Annotated in this window: 15 protein-coding genes; 5 read left to right on the top strand and 10 right to left on the bottom strand. The window is 36.2% G+C overall.

Annotation, left to right across the window (positions count from 1 at the left end; translation table 11 throughout):
• From WFK35_RS11705 to WFK35_RS11660, 10 genes are all read right to left on the bottom strand, one after another.
• The coding region (locus WFK35_RS11705; protein ID WP_336732760.1) for an START-like domain-containing protein at nucleotides 1-349 on the bottom strand (349 nt) is incomplete at its 3' end.
• Nucleotides 350-539: 190 nt separating this feature from the next.
• Nucleotides 540-1,103: an outer membrane beta-barrel protein gene (locus tag WFK35_RS11700; RefSeq protein ID WP_214590702.1), complete on the bottom strand. Its 564-nt coding sequence runs from the start codon at nucleotides 1,101-1,103 to the stop codon at nucleotides 540-542.
• 61 nt (nucleotides 1,104-1,164) lie between these two features.
• Nucleotides 1,165-2,229, bottom strand: a complete 1,065-nt coding sequence (locus WFK35_RS11695) for a hypothetical protein (protein ID WP_214590703.1) — start codon at nucleotides 2,227-2,229, stop codon at nucleotides 1,165-1,167.
• Nucleotides 2,230-2,279: 50 nt separating this feature from the next.
• The gene (locus tag WFK35_RS11690; protein WP_336732762.1) at nucleotides 2,280-3,455 is read right to left on the bottom strand and encodes an aspartate aminotransferase family protein; all 1,176 of its coding nucleotides are present in this window, start codon (nucleotides 3,453-3,455) and stop codon (nucleotides 2,280-2,282) included.
• 448 nt (nucleotides 3,456-3,903) lie between these two features.
• Nucleotides 3,904-5,643: an OstA-like protein gene (locus WFK35_RS11685; protein ID WP_336732761.1), complete on the bottom strand. Its 1,740-nt coding sequence runs from the start codon at nucleotides 5,641-5,643 to the stop codon at nucleotides 3,904-3,906.
• A 7-nt stretch (nucleotides 5,644-5,650) separates the two neighbouring features.
• Nucleotides 5,651-6,124: a Fur family transcriptional regulator gene (locus WFK35_RS11680; protein WP_076396095.1), complete on the bottom strand. Its 474-nt coding sequence runs from the start codon at nucleotides 6,122-6,124 to the stop codon at nucleotides 5,651-5,653.
• A gap of 67 nt (nucleotides 6,125-6,191) precedes the next feature.
• Nucleotides 6,192-8,186 (bottom strand): KUP/HAK/KT family potassium transporter, encoded by a 1,995-nt coding sequence (locus WFK35_RS11675; RefSeq protein ID WP_214590704.1) that lies wholly within the window; start codon nucleotides 8,184-8,186, stop codon nucleotides 6,192-6,194.
• A gap of 123 nt (nucleotides 8,187-8,309) precedes the next feature.
• Nucleotides 8,310-9,290, bottom strand: a complete 981-nt coding sequence (locus tag WFK35_RS11670) for a pyruvate dehydrogenase complex E1 component subunit beta (protein WP_076396100.1) — start codon at nucleotides 9,288-9,290, stop codon at nucleotides 8,310-8,312.
• 110 nt (nucleotides 9,291-9,400) lie between these two features.
• Nucleotides 9,401-9,817 carry a DUF2147 domain-containing protein gene (locus tag WFK35_RS11665; RefSeq protein WP_214590705.1) on the bottom strand — a complete coding sequence of 139 codons (417 nt, stop codon included), beginning with the start codon at nucleotides 9,815-9,817 and terminating at the stop codon, nucleotides 9,401-9,403.
• 196 nt (nucleotides 9,818-10,013) lie between these two features.
• Nucleotides 10,014-11,945: an LTA synthase family protein gene (locus tag WFK35_RS11660; RefSeq protein WP_336732759.1), complete on the bottom strand. Its 1,932-nt coding sequence runs from the start codon at nucleotides 11,943-11,945 to the stop codon at nucleotides 10,014-10,016.
• Between the two features lie 125 nt (nucleotides 11,946-12,070).
• Here WFK35_RS11660 and WFK35_RS11655 point away from each other — a divergent pair, with 125 nt between their 5' ends.
• The 5 genes from WFK35_RS11655 to WFK35_RS11635 all read left to right on the top strand — a co-directional run bounded on the left by WFK35_RS11655 (nucleotide 12,071) and on the right by WFK35_RS11635 (nucleotide 15,888).
• Nucleotides 12,071-12,784, top strand: coding sequence for a CDP-alcohol phosphatidyltransferase family protein (locus WFK35_RS11655; protein ID WP_336732758.1), 714 nt, complete (start codon nucleotides 12,071-12,073; stop codon nucleotides 12,782-12,784).
• 74 nt (nucleotides 12,785-12,858) lie between these two features.
• Nucleotides 12,859-13,623 carry a 3'-5' exonuclease gene (locus WFK35_RS11650; RefSeq protein ID WP_336732757.1) on the top strand — a complete coding sequence of 255 codons (765 nt, stop codon included), beginning with the start codon at nucleotides 12,859-12,861 and terminating at the stop codon, nucleotides 13,621-13,623.
• A gap of 3 nt (nucleotides 13,624-13,626) precedes the next feature.
• A complete protein-coding gene (locus WFK35_RS11645) occupies nucleotides 13,627-14,025 on the top strand; it encodes a DUF2007 domain-containing protein (protein WP_108409993.1) in 399 nt (132 codons plus the stop codon).
• Nucleotides 14,026-14,785: 760 nt separating this feature from the next.
• Nucleotides 14,786-15,391 (top strand): fumarylacetoacetate hydrolase family protein, encoded by a 606-nt coding sequence (locus tag WFK35_RS11640; RefSeq protein WP_336732756.1) that lies wholly within the window; start codon nucleotides 14,786-14,788, stop codon nucleotides 15,389-15,391.
• A gap of 59 nt (nucleotides 15,392-15,450) precedes the next feature.
• Entirely contained in the window at nucleotides 15,451-15,888 is a 438-nt protein-coding gene (locus tag WFK35_RS11635) for a universal stress protein (RefSeq protein WP_214590723.1), read from the top strand.
• Nucleotides 15,889-16,109 lie beyond the last annotated feature (221 nt).

Genomic DNA, 16,109 nt, shown 5'->3' with positions numbered 1-16,109 from the left:
GATTTTCCCAGTACATTGCGTTTTCTTCTTCATCTCCTTCTTCACAGAAATCTGTAATATTAAGAGACAGGTCTTCTGTAATGTCGTCTATTGCGATCGTCATTTCAAAGAAGTTCTTGGTTCCTTCGTCTTCTTCCCATCGGAAACGTACGAAACCTTCAGGCTTATATCTTATTAAAGTAGCCTTCTCAGAAGGACCTCCACCCCAGCTGAAAAAGAAGTCATCACCTTTCTCTGTCACATCATCTGCAAACCATTCAGACAACCCTTCCGCCGTTGCCAGATATTCATATAAAATCTCTGATAAACAATGCATTGGGAATTCGTAATGGACTTTATGTTTCGCCATATAATCTTTGTTTTAATCGTTCCGCAATATATAAATTAATTTTTTTATTACACAAAAATGTGTTTACTTTTTTGCACAATCTTCATGATATTTGTCAGAGATTTTTAAATAGATGTTTAATTATTCTTTTAACATAATAACTCTACTTTAAGGGCATAAAAAAACTCTTCGGATGAAGAGCTGTATTATTTTAAAAATGAAAATTGAGTTCCACAAAACCTATTCTCCCGAATCCTGTTTCTGACCATGCCGTTTTATTATCTTTCTGAAAACTTGAACGGTCTACTACATAAATATATTTGTAATACAACATTGGTTCCGTAGAAAGGGAGAAATGAGGAGAAAGAAAATACTGTACTCCTAAAAACACGCCTAAACCATTATCATACTGCGGTTTATTAATGTTTTTGTAATTGGAATATCTGAAGAAGTAATCTGCTCCGTAGTAAAAATTCCATCTTCTGTATCTTTTCAGATTTCTGTCGATCCCAAGTTTAAAAGCGAATTGAGAATATCCGCCTTCGCTGTCGTCATTCTTAAAATCAAATCCGGTTCTGTAAGACCATTTGTTTTTCCCCGAATACCGATAATTAATAATCATTGCGTTATCATCGGAAGCAAATACAGATTTAATGAATTTATTGAGACTAATTCCGACCTGATTTCTAGGAATAGCAAATAAACTATCATTTTGAGCCTGTGCAAAAACTGAAGCAGAAAGTACCAGCAAAAAAATTGAAATAATTCGTTTCATAATAAAAAACATCTCAAAGATCTGGTGAAACCTTTGAGATGTATGTTTTTTGTATTAATTATTAAAGATAATTAGCAAAAATAGCTTTAACTTTTTGCTCGAAATCACCGATGTAAACATCTGTATTTTCCGATGATCCATCGAAATATACAATAAAGAACTCTCCTTCTCCATTTACTGTTTTGTAAACAAGATCTCCGATTTTTTGCCCTAAATAAAATACTTCTCCTTTTGTATTATTATTAATCTGCGCATCGGTAGGATCTGCAAGCGGAGCAAGAGCTTCAACATTCATGGTTGCAACAATTTTAAGATCTCCTTCTTTAATAGAACCTGAAATAGTTTTAAAGTCGTCTTTTGAAGAGATATTGGCGTAATCAGAATGTTTTAAGATTACATTGGCAATCACTTCGCTTGAAGATCCCTGAGGAATTGTATTGTTATACTTGAACTGGAAATCTTTAGCGCTGTTTCTTGTCCATACAATATTCTGCGTCATTGGTGATGCAAAAATCTGAATATTTGCACTAATCGGCATACTGAAATTCGTACTGTTATCAAATGTTACATTGGATAAATCCATGCTAAACACTGTATTTCCGCTTCTTTTCAATACAAGATTAAAGGTTTTAGGCAACCAAACTACTTCAGAATTGTAACTTGTCTGAATATCTGTGTACGACGAAAGAGTTAATTCACTATCGATTACAGAAGAATTGGCTACGGACGGAAATTTCAATACAACATTGGAAGAATTGGCAATTTTTGTCCAGGTTCCGTTTGCATTGTTGTAAGTATACGTTCCTAATCTGTTGGCAAACTGAAGCTTGTTATTGATAAGCGCTTCTCCAAACTGATTTTCCCAGCCTTCTACAACATTGTTCAGATAACTGTCATCAAATTCCTGAGCGGTATTGTTAAACATTGAGTACAAAATGAATTTTGAAAGATCTCCATCATCCATTGTATTCAGTTTGCTGTAAAAACCGTCGATTGTTTTTTTAATGTTAGCTTTATCTTCATTAACGGTAGTGGTGTGGATAGAATCATCCGTAGAAGAACTGCAAGACTGAGTTCCCATGATTGTTGCAAACCCTAGTCCTGCAACGAGAATAATTTTTTTCATTAGTTATTATTTTTTTAAAACGGTGCGAAAGTAAAAATAATTTTTGTTTCCTACAAATTATTTAATACGTCAAGGATAATTTTACATCCTTCTGCTATTTCTTCTTTAGAAATGGTAAGCGGAGGAGAAATTCTCAGATATTCATTTCGGTAAAGCTGCCAGAAAACAATCAGTCCTTTTTCCATACATCTTTTCGCTACGTCTAAAGTATATTCGGGAGATCCGAGATTTACAGCCAACATAAGCCCTTTTCCGTTAATGTTTTTTATTTTTGGATGAACCAGAAGACTTCTGTATAGTTGTTCTTTTTCTTCCACTTCATTCATCAGACCGCTTTCCAGAACTTCCTTTAAAGTTGCATAACTGGAAGCCGCAATAAGCGGATTTCCTCCGAAAGTTGTGATGTGTCCTAATTTCGGAGAATGAGACAGTGTTTCCATAATTTTACGTGAACTCATAAAAGCTCCTACAGGAACTCCGCCTCCCATTCCTTTTCCCATAACAAGAATATCTGGAACGATACCGAAATGCTCAAAAGAAAAAAGCTTTCCGGTTCTTCCGAATCCCGGCTGAATTTCATCCAGAATTAATAATGCTCCTACTTCTTCACATCTCTTTTTTAGTTTAATTAAATAATCATCATTAGGAACTAAAAATCCTGCTGCACCCTGAATGGTTTCTAAAATAACACAGGCTGTTTTCTCGGTAATTTTATCGAAATCTTTTTCGCTGTTAAATTCAATGAACGAAACCATTGGCAATAACGGACGAAATTCTCTTTTATGAAATTCATTTCCGGATACACTTAACGCACCGTGTGTATTTCCGTGGTAAGAGTTTTTGAATGAAACAATTTCTTCTCTTCCGGTATATCTTTTTGCCAGTTTCAGACTTCCATCGATCGCTTCTGCACCGCTGTTTACCAGGTAAGTAATTTCTAAAGGATCGGGAGTAGCTTCTGCCAACAGTTTACATAAAGCTACTGGCTTTTCCTGTGCATATTCTCCGTAAACCATGACGTGAAGATATTTTTCAGCCTGTTCCTTAATGGCATCAACTACTTTTGGATGGGAATGTCCTAAAGTATTGGCAGAAACTCCCGCTACAAAATCCAGATATCTTCTTCCGTCTTTGCCATAAATATAACTTCCTTCCGCCTTTTCCACTTCAAAACCAGCAGCAAACTTTGTCGTCTGAGCCTGATATATAAAAAAATCCTTTTGCATTTCCATTGTTCCAAAATTTTAGCAAAACTATAAAAGATTCGGCAAACTCCGAAATGAAACGGACAGAATAAAAAAATTGCCCGCAGAAAACTGCGGGCAATACCACCAAATCACAAAATATTAATATAGTTTCATATATTCTTAGGTAAATATATAGAAAAAAAACAATTAAAATACACATTCAATAAAAAATATTTACATTCAATAACAACATCGCAAATCAATTCAACAAACCATGAAAATTTATTAATTGAAAAACCGAATAGTCATGAGGCTTTCCGCTTCACAGATTTTTGAATAAAACACTTTAAAAAAGTTTAATTTTTTTAAAGAAAATATGAGCTACCGACTTGTTTCAGGGAGTTTTATAAAAATAAATCACCATTTTAAATGAATAAAATGGTGATTATTTATATTTTTCGGCTTTTTAGCTTAAAAAAAATACGAATTATCTTCTTACACGTTTCGGCTTTTTCGCTTCTTCTTTGGCTTTAGCTTTTTCTACTGCTTCCTGAGCTTTGTTATAAAGTGTATTGTCTGCTTCGTATTTCACTTCCTCATAATTCGGTGTATCCACGAGGATATCCCGCCATTTCAAAATCCGGTCTTTGGTATTCCAGTTGAAATCCGGAAACTTCCGCCTTTCGGGTTCTATCATACTCATAGGATACGTGTCTGATGCCGCACCAATATTACAGGCAACAACATACAGCATTTTTTCTTCAAAAACAGCATCAATAATACCGCATGAAGTGAGAGAAATTCCTATCCTTTCTTTTTCCTTTGTCTGCTCGTTTTCATCATCTGAATAGGTAATTGCCTGAGCATTTCCGATTACTTTTGCTTCTTTGATGTTGTTATCTTCTCCGTAATAAACCGTCATCAGTTTGCCTTTTACCTGATTGAATTCGTCTTTCATATTCAGAGAATCGACTTTACTGATGGCAAAAGCATTCCCGATAACTTTTAAGGAATCTATATTTTCTTTTTGGGTATTAAAATAAGCTTCAACTTTATCTCCAGTCACCTGCTTTCCGTTGCTCCAAAGAATTGGGTTGGTATACATGTGAAGAACCCCGTCTGTTTCATTGAAAGCGATGGAATCTGCTCTTCCCTGTGCATTGGATTTATAAAAACGTCCTTTTTTATACGCCCTAAGAAAACTTTTCTTCACCTTGATATCTTCTGGATCCGGTTTTTGAAAAGAAATAATTTTTTCTGCCGCAAAGTACATCGAATCTTTTTCCAGAGCCTTTACTGCATACGGATTTTTGGTCATCATGGCAGAATCTTTCTTTTCGTAAATTTCTCCGTAACCTCCTTTTATGAATCTTCTTTCGTTCGGATCATCCAGCGTTACATTTCCTGTTGCTTTTCCAAAACCGGACAACTGGTTGTAATACATTTCATCTCCGGTAAGGATTTTATCGTTGTAATATACTCTGGAGTTTTTGTATAAGAAAGCTTCCTTCGTATTCGTATTATAATTTCCTTTATCGGTAACGATTCGGTTTTTAGGATTTTTCTTGTTGATGATCGTTGTCGGTCCGTTGATGTTTACAATGTTTGTATTCTGGTTCTGAACCACATTGTCTCCTTCCAGAATATATTGGGCATCTTCTATTTTCACTCTTCCCGAAAGATCAATCGTTCTGGTTGTAAGAAAATAGGTTGCTGTTTTGGAATACGTTGTACTTTTCCCGTCGTTAATGGTTCCTCCGGTATTGTAATATGCCTGATTGGAAAGTCGGTCGTAATACATGGTTTCCGTTTTTATCACCGTTCCTTTCGGATCGGTAAGAACTACATTTTTCCGGGCAATTCCTTTTTGTGTATTTCCGTCGTACTCCATTTCATCGGCTGTAATTACTGAACCATCGGCGTTCTGTAATTTTACATTTCCGATGGCTTTGATGAAATTCTGTTCTTCATATACAATTACAAGATCCGCATTCAGCAAAGAACCCTGATGCGAAAACTGTACATTCCCCACGAAATAATTATTTCCGTCGTATTTATCATCCTTTCTTAATTCATCAGAATGGATGTGCTTCACCTTTTCAGCAGGCGGAGCATTTTTTTGAGGAGTCGTGTTGGTAAAATAAGGATCTTTTTGCAGAGTTTTCGGCTGGTTCTGTGCAAATAAAAACGTTGAAACAGAGACTAGGAATAAAGCAAATAGTCTCATGAATTGATTAATCATTCTTTGTGCCATAAAAATACAGCGAATGGGAATCAATTTTTACGCCAAATGCCTGTTCAATTGCTTCTTTAATCCCTTGAATTCTCGGATCACAAAACTCGATGATCTCTTCAATTTCCTTATCTGAATCTTTTTTGTACACGACTAAATGATCGTGCTGTTTATCAAAATAAGATTTTTCGTAAGAGGAAGAAGTGAGTGTTTTTTCTCCGAACTGATGCTTACGGATGAGTCCTGCATCAAGGAAAATTTCAATTGTATTGTAGATTGTTGCTTTGGAAACGTGGTATTTTTTCTGCAACATTAAAAGGTACAGATCATCCACATTGAAGTGATGATCCATACCGTATATTTCTTCAAGTATTGTATATCTTTCAGGCGTGTTTCTGAAACCTTTTTCCAATAAATAGTTTCTTAAAACATCCTTTATCAGCGCAATATTTTTTTCTTTTTGTATCGTATCCATCAAAAAATTTATCTACAAATTTATTGATTTTTATTTAAATACAAATTGTCCTGATGTGTTAAAGAATTTAACCTTTGTGGCGGATAAATTCGCACTGCTCGATTTTGGATTTTCCAACGCAGTCTTCCGTCATAGGCGCAGATTCTACCACAACGTTGTGGGAAGTGATTCCCCATGCTTTAAAGTCGTCGCTTCCGATATATTTAACGAAATTGTAGATGTTAAGGATTATTTTCTCTTTAACAGTAAGAAGAATATCGTTGATATAGGTATTGTCTATAATCACGTATTTCAGATCCGGCGGAATATTATGCGCTCTTAATGAAGGATGGCTGCTTCTTGAAGGAATTGTTCCGTCTGCCATCAGATCTCTGAGAACCATATCGAAATAATCGTTAATTCTTCGGTCTATCTTAAATCCTAACATGAAGTTAATTTTATAGATCGTTCCCGGAAGAACTTCGTCTACTGCATATTTAAAAGTATATGGATCTTCCTGATTGGTAATGCTTAATATGAAATAATGATCGGCTCTTTTCGGCTGTTTCTTGATGATTGAATAAATAATCTTCGATTCGATCTCATCATTTCTCTTCGCACGGCTTAAATACGCTAAGTTAGTCGCATATTTAGGAATTGTTTCATCAAGCTTCATATCTTTAATGATCGGAATATAGGTCTCAAGCTTAATAAATTTGATGAATTTTGTTTTAATAGATCTTCCGTTGTACCAAGCATACATACAAACTCCGATAGATCCAGCCAATACGACCGTAATCCATCCTCCTTCCATGAATTTGATTACGTTTGCACTAAAGAAACCTAATTCGATTGCCATATAAACAAACGCAAAAACAAGGATTAACGCTTTGTTTACTCTATGTTTTAATAACCAATAAACTAAAAGCACCGTGGTCATTAACATGGTTACCGTAATGGATAAACCGTACGCTGCTTCCATTTTTCCTGATTCTTTGAAGTGAAGAACCACCACAATACAGAATAGTAAAAGCCCCCAGTTAATTCTTGGGATGTACATTTGTCCTTTTACTCCGGAAGGATAATCAATTTTCTGGTTAGGCCATAAATTTAAGGACATTGCCTCTGAGAAAATGGTAAATGATCCTGTAATTAAAGCCTGACTGGCAATAATTGCCGCCGCTGTAGCCAGAATAACTCCCGGAACAACCATCCACTCTTCCATGATCCCGAAGAAAGGATTTATTACCGAAAAGCCCGGTTTACCGTAATTGGTTAAAAGCCATGCTCCCTGTCCAAGATAATTTAAGATCAGCATGATTTTTACAAATGCCCAGCTTACACGGATATTTTTGGCTCCGCAGTGTCCTAAGTCGGAATAAAGTGCTTCCGCTCCTGTAGTACAAAGGAAAACCGCTCCTAAAATTACAATTGCGCTCGGAGAGTTGGCAATAAGTTTATAGGCATAATATGGATTGAAAGATCTTAAAATCTCAAGATTTTCGCTCAAATGGGATAATCCCAAACCTCCCAAAACGAGAAACCAGATTACCATTACAGGTCCGAAGAATTTCCCGATAAAGCTCGTACCAAACTGCTGAACCACGAAGATCATAATAAGAATCGCAATGGTGATCGGAACAACCGGGGTATCCGGATTATAAATTTCAAGACCTTCAATTGCAGACATTACCGTAAGCGAAGGTGTGATTACTCCGTCTGCAATAAGCGCGGCAGCTCCTACGATAGCGATAAGATAGAGCCAGCCTTTTTTAAGATTTTTAACCAGAGAAAACAATGCTAAAATTCCCCCTTCTCCTTTGTTGTCTGCTCTAAGAGCAATGATCACATATTTAATTGTTGTCTGAAGTGTAAGTGTCCAGATAATACAGGACAACGCCCCTTCGATATACTCATTGAAAGGCATCGTACTTCCTTCTCCTCTTGCATTAACAATCGCTTTCATAACGTAAAGCGGAGAAGTACCGATATCTCCGAATACAATTCCGAGTGACACTAAAATTCCAATGAAAGAAAGCTTTTTGATGTCAAAATGATGACCGCCTTCTGTAACTTCTGCCATACCAGCTAATTTAATTTTTAAACGCGCAAATTTAAGCCAAATTTACATCCCCATGAATTTTTCTTCATGAATATAATAAATGAAAAAACTTCCTTTCGGAAGTTTTTTTCTATAATCGTGTAATTACTTAACGTACATTGCTTTTTTGATCTCTTCTTTTACTTTTTCAAGCTTCGGGAACCACTCTGCAAATAAAGCTGCGGAGTAAGGAGCAGGAGCATCAGGAGTTGTAATTCTCTTAATTGGAGCATCCAGATAATCGAATGCTTTCTGCTGAACCATGTAAGTGATTTCAGACGCTACAGAACCAAATGGCCATGCTTCTTCCAAAACAACCAGTCTGTTTGTCTTTTTAACGGATGCCAAAACAGTATCATAATCCAACGGACGAACGGTTCTAAGATCGATAACTTCTACAGAAATACCTTCTTTAGCCAAATCTTCAGCAGCCTGAATGGCAAGCTTCATGATTTTTCCGAAAGAAACCAGCGTTACATCAGAACCTTCTCTTTTGATATCTGCTTTTCCGATAGGTAAATAGTATTCTTCTTCAGGAATTTCCATTTTGTCTCCATACATCTGCTCAGATTCCATGAAAATTACCGGATCATTATCCTGAATTGCTGTTTTTAATAATCCTTTCGCATCGTAAGGATTTGAAGGAACGACCACTTTTAATCCCGGACAGTTGGCATACCAGCTTTCGAAAGCCTGAGAGTGCGTTGCTCCCAACTGACCTGCAGAAGCTGTAGGACCACGGAAAACGATCGGGCAGTTCCACTGTCCTCCACTCATCTGGCGGATTTTTGCAGCGTTATTGATAATCTGATCAATCCCCACCAAAGAGAAGTTGAACGTCATAAATTCTACGATCGGTCTGTTACCATTCATTGCAGCTCCCACAGAAATCCCTGCGAAACCAAGCTCAGCAATTGGTGTATCGATTACTCTTTTAGCACCAAATTCATCCAGCATTCCTTTTGAAGCCTTATATGCACCGTTATATTCTGCAACTTCCTCCCCCATTAAATAGATGGATTCGTCTTTACGCATTTCCTCGCTCATTGCCTGTGCAATTACCTCACGAAAAGTATATTCTGCCATATTTATTTGAAAAATTTAGAGTACAAAAGTAGTGTTTTTTTATTATTTACATAACAAAAACGACATTTCATTTAATGAAATGCCGCTTATTAATTTTTATTTAATTCCGGTTAATTAACTTTCTGCCAGGTCTGTGATCTTCCGATGAAAGATAAACCAATATATCCTCTCACATTCAGATTATCGCCGCTTCTTGTGATCGTACACTTGTACGTTTTTCCTGTTTTAGGATCTGTAATCGTACCTCCTGTAAATTCATCCCCATCCTTTTTTAGGTTTCTGATGATTTCCATTCCCTGAATAGGCTTGTTTTTTCTGTCGTCTTTACATTCCGTACAGTTTGGGTTTGCCGGTTTTATCAGCAACTGGGAAATTCTCCCGAAATACTGATCTCCTTTTTTATAGATCTCAACAATAGATTTAGCCTGTTTTGTTTCGTCATCTATGGTTTTCCATTTTCCTTCAATCTGCGCAAAAGACATTACTCCGAATAATGAAAGCGCGAAGGTTAACAATAATTTTCTCATATTTCTTATAGTTTTAATTTCAATAAAATAATTTCGTTGTCTATTATTGCTAAAAATATAAATTAATTTTAAAACAACAAAAAATTTTATTATCCTTCACATAGATTACAAGATATATACCAAAAAATCAGGACAAAAAGTGGTAAAACACAATATCTAGTACAACATTTAGTAATGAGAATCAATTCATTATGATTTAATTCATTTTTCTGTTTATCACCCGATCCATATAATCCTGATACCAGGCTTTGGCAATTTGTTTTCCTTTTTGCGCTTCCGGATCAGATCTCAACTGATCCATCAGATTTTTTTCCAATCCTAAATCAGACTGATCAAAGATCCCCACAATCTCTTTTCCATCGAAACGGTAGATGTAATTCCCGATGATAAACTGCTCCACCGTTCCGTCTGAATTGGCAATAATGGGCGAATACTGCTTCTCGCTCACCAGACTTCTTCCCCAGCTTCTGATTTTTTTATGATAGCCGATTAAATCGGCAAGCGTAGGATAAATATCAATCTGCTGCGCGAGTTCAGGATTTACGCCTTTTAAATTATACGCAGGATTTGGTGAATAAAAGATTAAAGGCACTGCGAAACGATTCATTGTTTTATCGTATTCCGGATAATAAATTTCGTTGGTGTGATCTCCCGTAAAAACAAAGATGGTATTATTGAACCAGGGCTGTTTTTTAGCTGTTTCGAAATACTTTCTGATCGCATAATCCGTATATTGAATAGGTTCATGCATCTGAATTTTTCCTTTTTTAAATTTTCCGTTGTATTTTTCAGGGATTTTAAACGGATGATGTGAAGATGCCGTGAATACGGTTGTCATGAAAGGCTGTTTTTTCCCTACATTCTTAGCAAAATACTGTAAAAAAGGTTCATCCCAGATTGCCCAGATTCCATCGAAATCATTATCATTATTATATTCGGTCTTTCCAAAATAATGTTTGAATCCTAAGATGTTTCCAAAGCCCAAAAATCCCATGGAACCATTCGGAGCGCCGTGATAGAAAGAAGTATCGTATCCCATTTCGTTGCAGACAGAAACAATGGACTGGATTTTCTGGTTGGAATAGGGCGAACTTGTAAAAGCGTCCGTTAAACTAGGAATTCCGGCAAGAACGGAGCTCATCCCGTGAATCGACTGTCTTCCGTTGGCAAAAGTGTTCGGGAAAATTAAGCTCTGCCCCGCTAAACTGTCGATAAACGGAGTGTAAGAAACGTAATCTTTGATATTTTTATCTTTATTGAATGCTCCTGAATATTCTCTTCCGAAGGATTCTACAATAAAAATAACAATATTTGGTTTTTCTGTAACTTCTCTGTTGTATTCTTTATAAGGATGAATGTTCTGTTCAATAAATTTTTCATCTACAAAATGAACTTCCTTAAAATTATTCGTATTTAAAGTTCGGAAAAAGGAAAACGTACTGTTCAAAACGACATTTCCCTGCGCCGGAATTTTTACGAAACGATTGGCATCCACCAGATTGATGGGTCTTGTGCTGTGCTTAAAGTCTCCGCGAATTCCACCGACAGCCAAAACAGCCGTTATGCAAAGCGTTATCACAGACCAAATAAAATACGGAACCCGTTTTTCAGGCTTGTTTTCCTGAACTTTTATTTTTTTATAAAGAAAAATCCAGAGTATCATCAAACCTATAAATCCAATCAGAACAAAAGGATTCTGAGCAACGGAAGTCGTAAAGACCTTAAAAATATTGCTTTCATGCTGTGCAACCTGTAACGCGGCAGAAGTAAGTCTCATCTGCGAAAACCTGAAATACACCATATCTCCGAAATTCATCGCATAGGCAATTCCGTTAGTGATAAAATACAGCCAGAAAAGAAATGTCTGGTAGCTTTTTTTAGTGTTGATGATGACAGGAATGATGCTCAGAAGAATAAAAAGGGCATTTACATATAAAATCGCCGTTGTATCGAACGCAATCCCATGGAAAGACAAACTGAAATAATCTGAAACAGAATCGATTTTTATTAAGTCTTTATTAAAGTACCAGAATAAAAATCTTGCGATCTGATAGAAAAAATAGGCTAAAAAAATTCTGTACAAAAGTACCAGAACTTCCTGTTTTCTAAATTCTTTAAACAATTTCATGGTGCAAATTTACACTAAATTCGAATTAATTTAACAATATCTCCCTGCAACAGCTTATCAATCCACAATAATTGATGCGCCGTTTAATTAACGCTTTGTTACTTTAATTTATTAATTTTGTGCCTATGAATTTTATTAAAAATAATCTTGCCAATGCCATTACCTTAGGAAATCTGCTTTCCGGATGTATCGGCGCCATTCATCTTATTTCAGGAGATTATCAGACGACTGCGATTTGCATCGTGCTTTCTCTGATTCTGGATTTCTTTGATGGTTTTACAGCAAGAGCGTTAAAGGCGAATTCCAATCTTGGAACCCAACTGGATTCTTTGGCAGATATGGTGAGCTTCGGACTGGTTCCGGGACTGGCGATGTTTAAAATGCTTGAACCGTTTGGAACAAACCTCTTTGGAATTGCCCTACCGTTTGAGATTCAATATTTCGGATTGCTGATTACATTATTTTCCTGTTTAAGACTTGCCATTTTTAATCTGGATGAAGATCAGAAATATTATTTTAAAGGATTGAATACGCCATCAAACACAATTTTAATTTTCGGACTGTTTTACGCTTTCAAAGAAAATCAAAGTTTTGAATTTCTACTGAATAATGAATTTGCATTGATTATTTTAACCGTAATTTCTTCCTGGCTTTTAATCTCACCGATAAAAATGATCGCGATGAAATTCAAATCGATGAAACTGCAGGACAATTATCCTAAAATAGCTTTACTGGTCGGTTCTGTTATTATTTTAGCTATCTTTAAAACGGTCGGAATCCCGATGGTGATTCTTTATTATATTTTAATCTCAATTATATTTCAAAAACAACTTAAATAAATTTATGTGTTGAATAATGGACGTTTAAATCCATTCTCAAATTAACACATTCTCGAATTTTCAAATTATAAAAAATGAATTTAAAACTACATAAACCGCTCTGCATTTTTGATCTGGAAACAACAGGAACGAACATCGGGAAAGACCGTATTGTTGAAATCTGTATTTTAAAAGTAAATCCGGATGCATCAAGAGAAAGCAAAACATGGAGGGTAAATCCTGAAATGCCGATCCCGAAAGAATGCAGCGAAATCCACGGAATTTATGATGAAGATGTAAAAGATGCGCCCACCTTTAAAGAAATTGCTCCAAAAGTGATGGAAATGATTACCGGTGCGGATTTAGGAGGTTTCAATTCCAACAGATTCGATGTTCCGTTGTTAGCGGAAGAGCTGCTTCGCGCCGAGTCTGATTTTGATTTGAATAAATTCAAACTGGTTGATGCGCAGACCATTTTCTTTAAAAAAGAACCCCGAAATTTAGGCGCTGCCTATCAGTTTTATTGCGGAAAAACACTGGAAAACGCCCATTCTGCGGAAGCCGATGTTATGGCAACTTTCGAAGTACTTGATGCGCAGGTCGGAAAATATGATGACGTACCAAACGAAATCGCAGAATTAAGCAATTTTTCTTCTCAGAACAAATTCGCGGATCTTGCCGGAATGATTCACTTCAACGAAAACGGACAGGAAATTTTTGCTTTCGGAAAATATAAGGGACAAACGGTAAAATCTGTTTTCCAGAAAGACCTTGGTTATTATGGATGGCTTCAGAACGCTGATTTTCCATTGTATACCAAAAAGGTTTTCACGAAAATTCAATTATCAAGCAAGTTTTAAATAATGAGTGAGCTTGTTAAATTCAAATTTTATGAAACGGCGCTTCAGGCGAACCGGGACAAACAGATTCTTGCGGAAAGCGGCATCAACAGTTTTATTGCAAACGAACAACTGATCCAGTCGGACTGGCTGCTTTCTCAGGCGGTTGGCGGAATTCAGTTGCAGGTTTTTGAAGAGGATCTTGAAAAAGCCAATCAGGCATTGAAAGATTACAGGGAAAACGAAGAATTTTCTCTGGAAGTGGAACACACCATTGCAGATCCTGAATTTGATTTCGTTTGTCCGAAATGTGGTTCTAACCATATTTACAGGGACGACAGTGCAACCAGTTTTTTCGGAATTTCGATTTTAACGAGCCATAAATTTGTCTGTTATTATTGCGGGAATGAGTTTACGCATTAATGGTTTTAGAAAGTGACGTAATGTTTTTTTAACGCAATGATCGCAATATTTTTTTGAAGGTATTGTGGATATTTTCCGTTCGCAAGGGCGCTTCACTCAGCAAATGATAGTATCTTTGTTATTAGTATTTGTACGACAAGATAATGTTGAAAAAGCCGTTACAATTCCCCTCCTCCGGAGCATTTGAATTTTTGACGGGGTGGCCTTTTATTATGATTGATAAGTGATAAGTGATGATTGATGATTGATGATTGATGATTGATGATTGATGATTGATGATTGAAAGATACAGCGAAAAGCAAGAAAGCAATAAAAAAAAAACAATAAAATATTGTGTATATTTTCTTTTCCTAAAGGCGTTTCACTCAGCAAATGGGTGGCGAAAATTCGAATGAATTTTTGACGGGGTGGTCTTTTATTATGAGTGATAAGTGATAAGTGATGATTGATAATTGATGATTGATGATTTCTAATCGATGAGAAATGAATTTTCTTTTACAAATAAATGTTATATATTGGAAAATTCATGATTAACTCGTAGAAATTAACCGTTTCCTTCTCATAGCCTCGATTGCAGCGGCATCCTTTTGTGAAGCAAAGCGGAACAAAAGATACAGCGGAAAGCGGGAAAAAGCTCCAAAAAAAGAAAGAAAATTGGAGGATGGAAGCTTACGATCGTTGAAAATAAAAATTTATTAAATAATGTGAGACTGAGATTGCTTCGTCGCATTCGATTCTCTCAAAGACAAAGTAAAAGAGTATGAAAATAATCTGTATAGGAAGAAATTACAGCGAACACGCAAAAGAACTGGGCAACGAAATCCCGGAAAGACCGGTTATTTTTATGAAGCCGGATACAGCGGTTTTGAAGGGAAATGATTTTTACATTCCTGAGTTTTCAGAGGATGTACATTACGAACTGGAGGTTGTTGTAAAAATATCAAAAGGCGGAAAATACATCCAGAAAGAAACAGCACACAAGCATTATGAGGAAATCGGGCTGGGAATTGATTTTACGGCAAGAGATCTTCAGAGTGAGCTGAAATCCAAAGGACTGCCTTGGGAACTGGCGAAAGGTTTTGACGGTTCTGCTGTAGTGGGAAATTTCTTTAAAAAAGAAAATTTCAATCTGGAGTCGCTGAATTTTTCTTTACTGAAAAACAAGGAAAAGGTACAGGATGGAAATACGAAAGACATGATGTTCTCCATTGATGATATTATTGCTTTTGTATCGCAGTATTTTACTTTAAGAGTGGGAGATCTTATTTTCACCGGAACTCCGAAAGGGGTAGGTAAAGTGGAAGAAAATGATGTTCTGGAAGCTTATCTGGAAGAAGAAAAAGTTCTTGACATCCGAATATTATAAGTAATTTAACATAATTTCTGGCATAATTTTCCTATCTTTAGTAAACAAAATTAAAGGTTATGGTAAATATTGTATTACCCGTAGATTTTGGGGACAAGACAGAACAGCTTTTGGAAGGAGCCGTAAAATTTGCTAAGCAGGTTAACGGCAGAATTTATATCATTCACGTTGCGCCATCGGATATTGGCTTTGCCATAGGAGATATGGGATTTCAGTATTTTCCGGAAGTTGAGGAAAATGAGATCCGGGAAGAACTTGTTCAGCTGAACAAGATTCAGCAGAGAATTCTGGCACATGATGTAGACTGCGAACATATTCTGAAACAGGGAATTGCAAAAGATATTATTCTGGAACATGCAGAAGATAAAAAAGCTGATTTTATCGTGATGGGATCACACGGAAGAAGCGGGATTTATGATGTTTTCGTGGGAAGCTTAACAAAAGGCATCACAAAGGATTCTAAAGTTCCTGTTCTGGTTCTTCCGATACATGACTAAAAAGTAATTTTAACCGTTAAATAAAAAAGCCGACCAAATAAATTATTTGATCGGCTTTTTACTATATAACCAATTAATTAACCTTCATTTTTGTAGATTTTCGGATCGTAGTAAGGATGCTTACCTTCCGTTGGAGAATAGTAGTCTTTATCTTTATCACCTCCCAGAGTAACTACCAAAACGTAGCACCAGTATGTGAACAGTGCGCAGCAAACGATAAA

It is taken from the genome of Chryseobacterium sp. VD8 (genome assembly GCF_037149975.1).
GTDB lineage: Bacteria > Bacteroidota > Bacteroidia > Flavobacteriales > Weeksellaceae > Chryseobacterium > Chryseobacterium indicum.
Note: the sequence above shows the minus strand (reverse complement) of the source record. Positions and strands in the feature narration are given on the sequence as shown.

Bases quoted from the DNA above. Each gene is read 5' to 3' on its own strand.
- WFK35_RS11635 (WP_214590723.1), top strand. From the start codon at position 15,451: ATGGTAAATATTGTATTACCCGTAGATTTTGGGGACAAGACAGAACAG.
- WFK35_RS11640 (WP_336732756.1), top strand. From the start codon at position 14,786: ATGAAAATAATCTGTATAGGAAGAAATTACAGCGAACACGCAAAAGAA.
- WFK35_RS11655 (WP_336732758.1), top strand. From the start codon at position 12,071: ATGAATTTTATTAAAAATAATCTTGCCAATGCCATTACCTTAGGAAAT.
- WFK35_RS11665 (WP_214590705.1), bottom strand. From the start codon at position 9,817: ATGAGAAAATTATTGTTAACCTTCGCGCTTTCATTATTCGGAGTAATG.
- WFK35_RS11690 (WP_336732762.1), bottom strand. From the start codon at position 3,455: ATGCAAAAGGATTTTTTTATATATCAGGCTCAGACGACAAAGTTTGCT.
- WFK35_RS11695 (WP_214590703.1), bottom strand. From the start codon at position 2,229: ATGAAAAAAATTATTCTCGTTGCAGGACTAGGGTTTGCAACAATCATG.
- WFK35_RS11675 (WP_214590704.1), bottom strand. From the start codon at position 8,186: ATGGCAGAAGTTACAGAAGGCGGTCATCATTTTGACATCAAAAAGCTT.
- WFK35_RS11660 (WP_336732759.1), bottom strand. From the start codon at position 11,945: ATGAAATTGTTTAAAGAATTTAGAAAACAGGAAGTTCTGGTACTTTTG.
- WFK35_RS11685 (WP_336732761.1), bottom strand. From the start codon at position 5,643: ATGAGACTATTTGCTTTATTCCTAGTCTCTGTTTCAACGTTTTTATTT.
- WFK35_RS11650 (WP_336732757.1), top strand. From the start codon at position 12,859: ATGAATTTAAAACTACATAAACCGCTCTGCATTTTTGATCTGGAAACA.
- WFK35_RS11680 (WP_076396095.1), bottom strand. From the start codon at position 6,124: ATGGATACGATACAAAAAGAAAAAAATATTGCGCTGATAAAGGATGTT.
- WFK35_RS11700 (WP_214590702.1), bottom strand. From the start codon at position 1,103: ATGAAACGAATTATTTCAATTTTTTTGCTGGTACTTTCTGCTTCAGTT.
- WFK35_RS11645 (WP_108409993.1), top strand. From the start codon at position 13,627: ATGAGTGAGCTTGTTAAATTCAAATTTTATGAAACGGCGCTTCAGGCG.
- WFK35_RS11670 (WP_076396100.1), bottom strand. From the start codon at position 9,290: ATGGCAGAATATACTTTTCGTGAGGTAATTGCACAGGCAATGAGCGAG.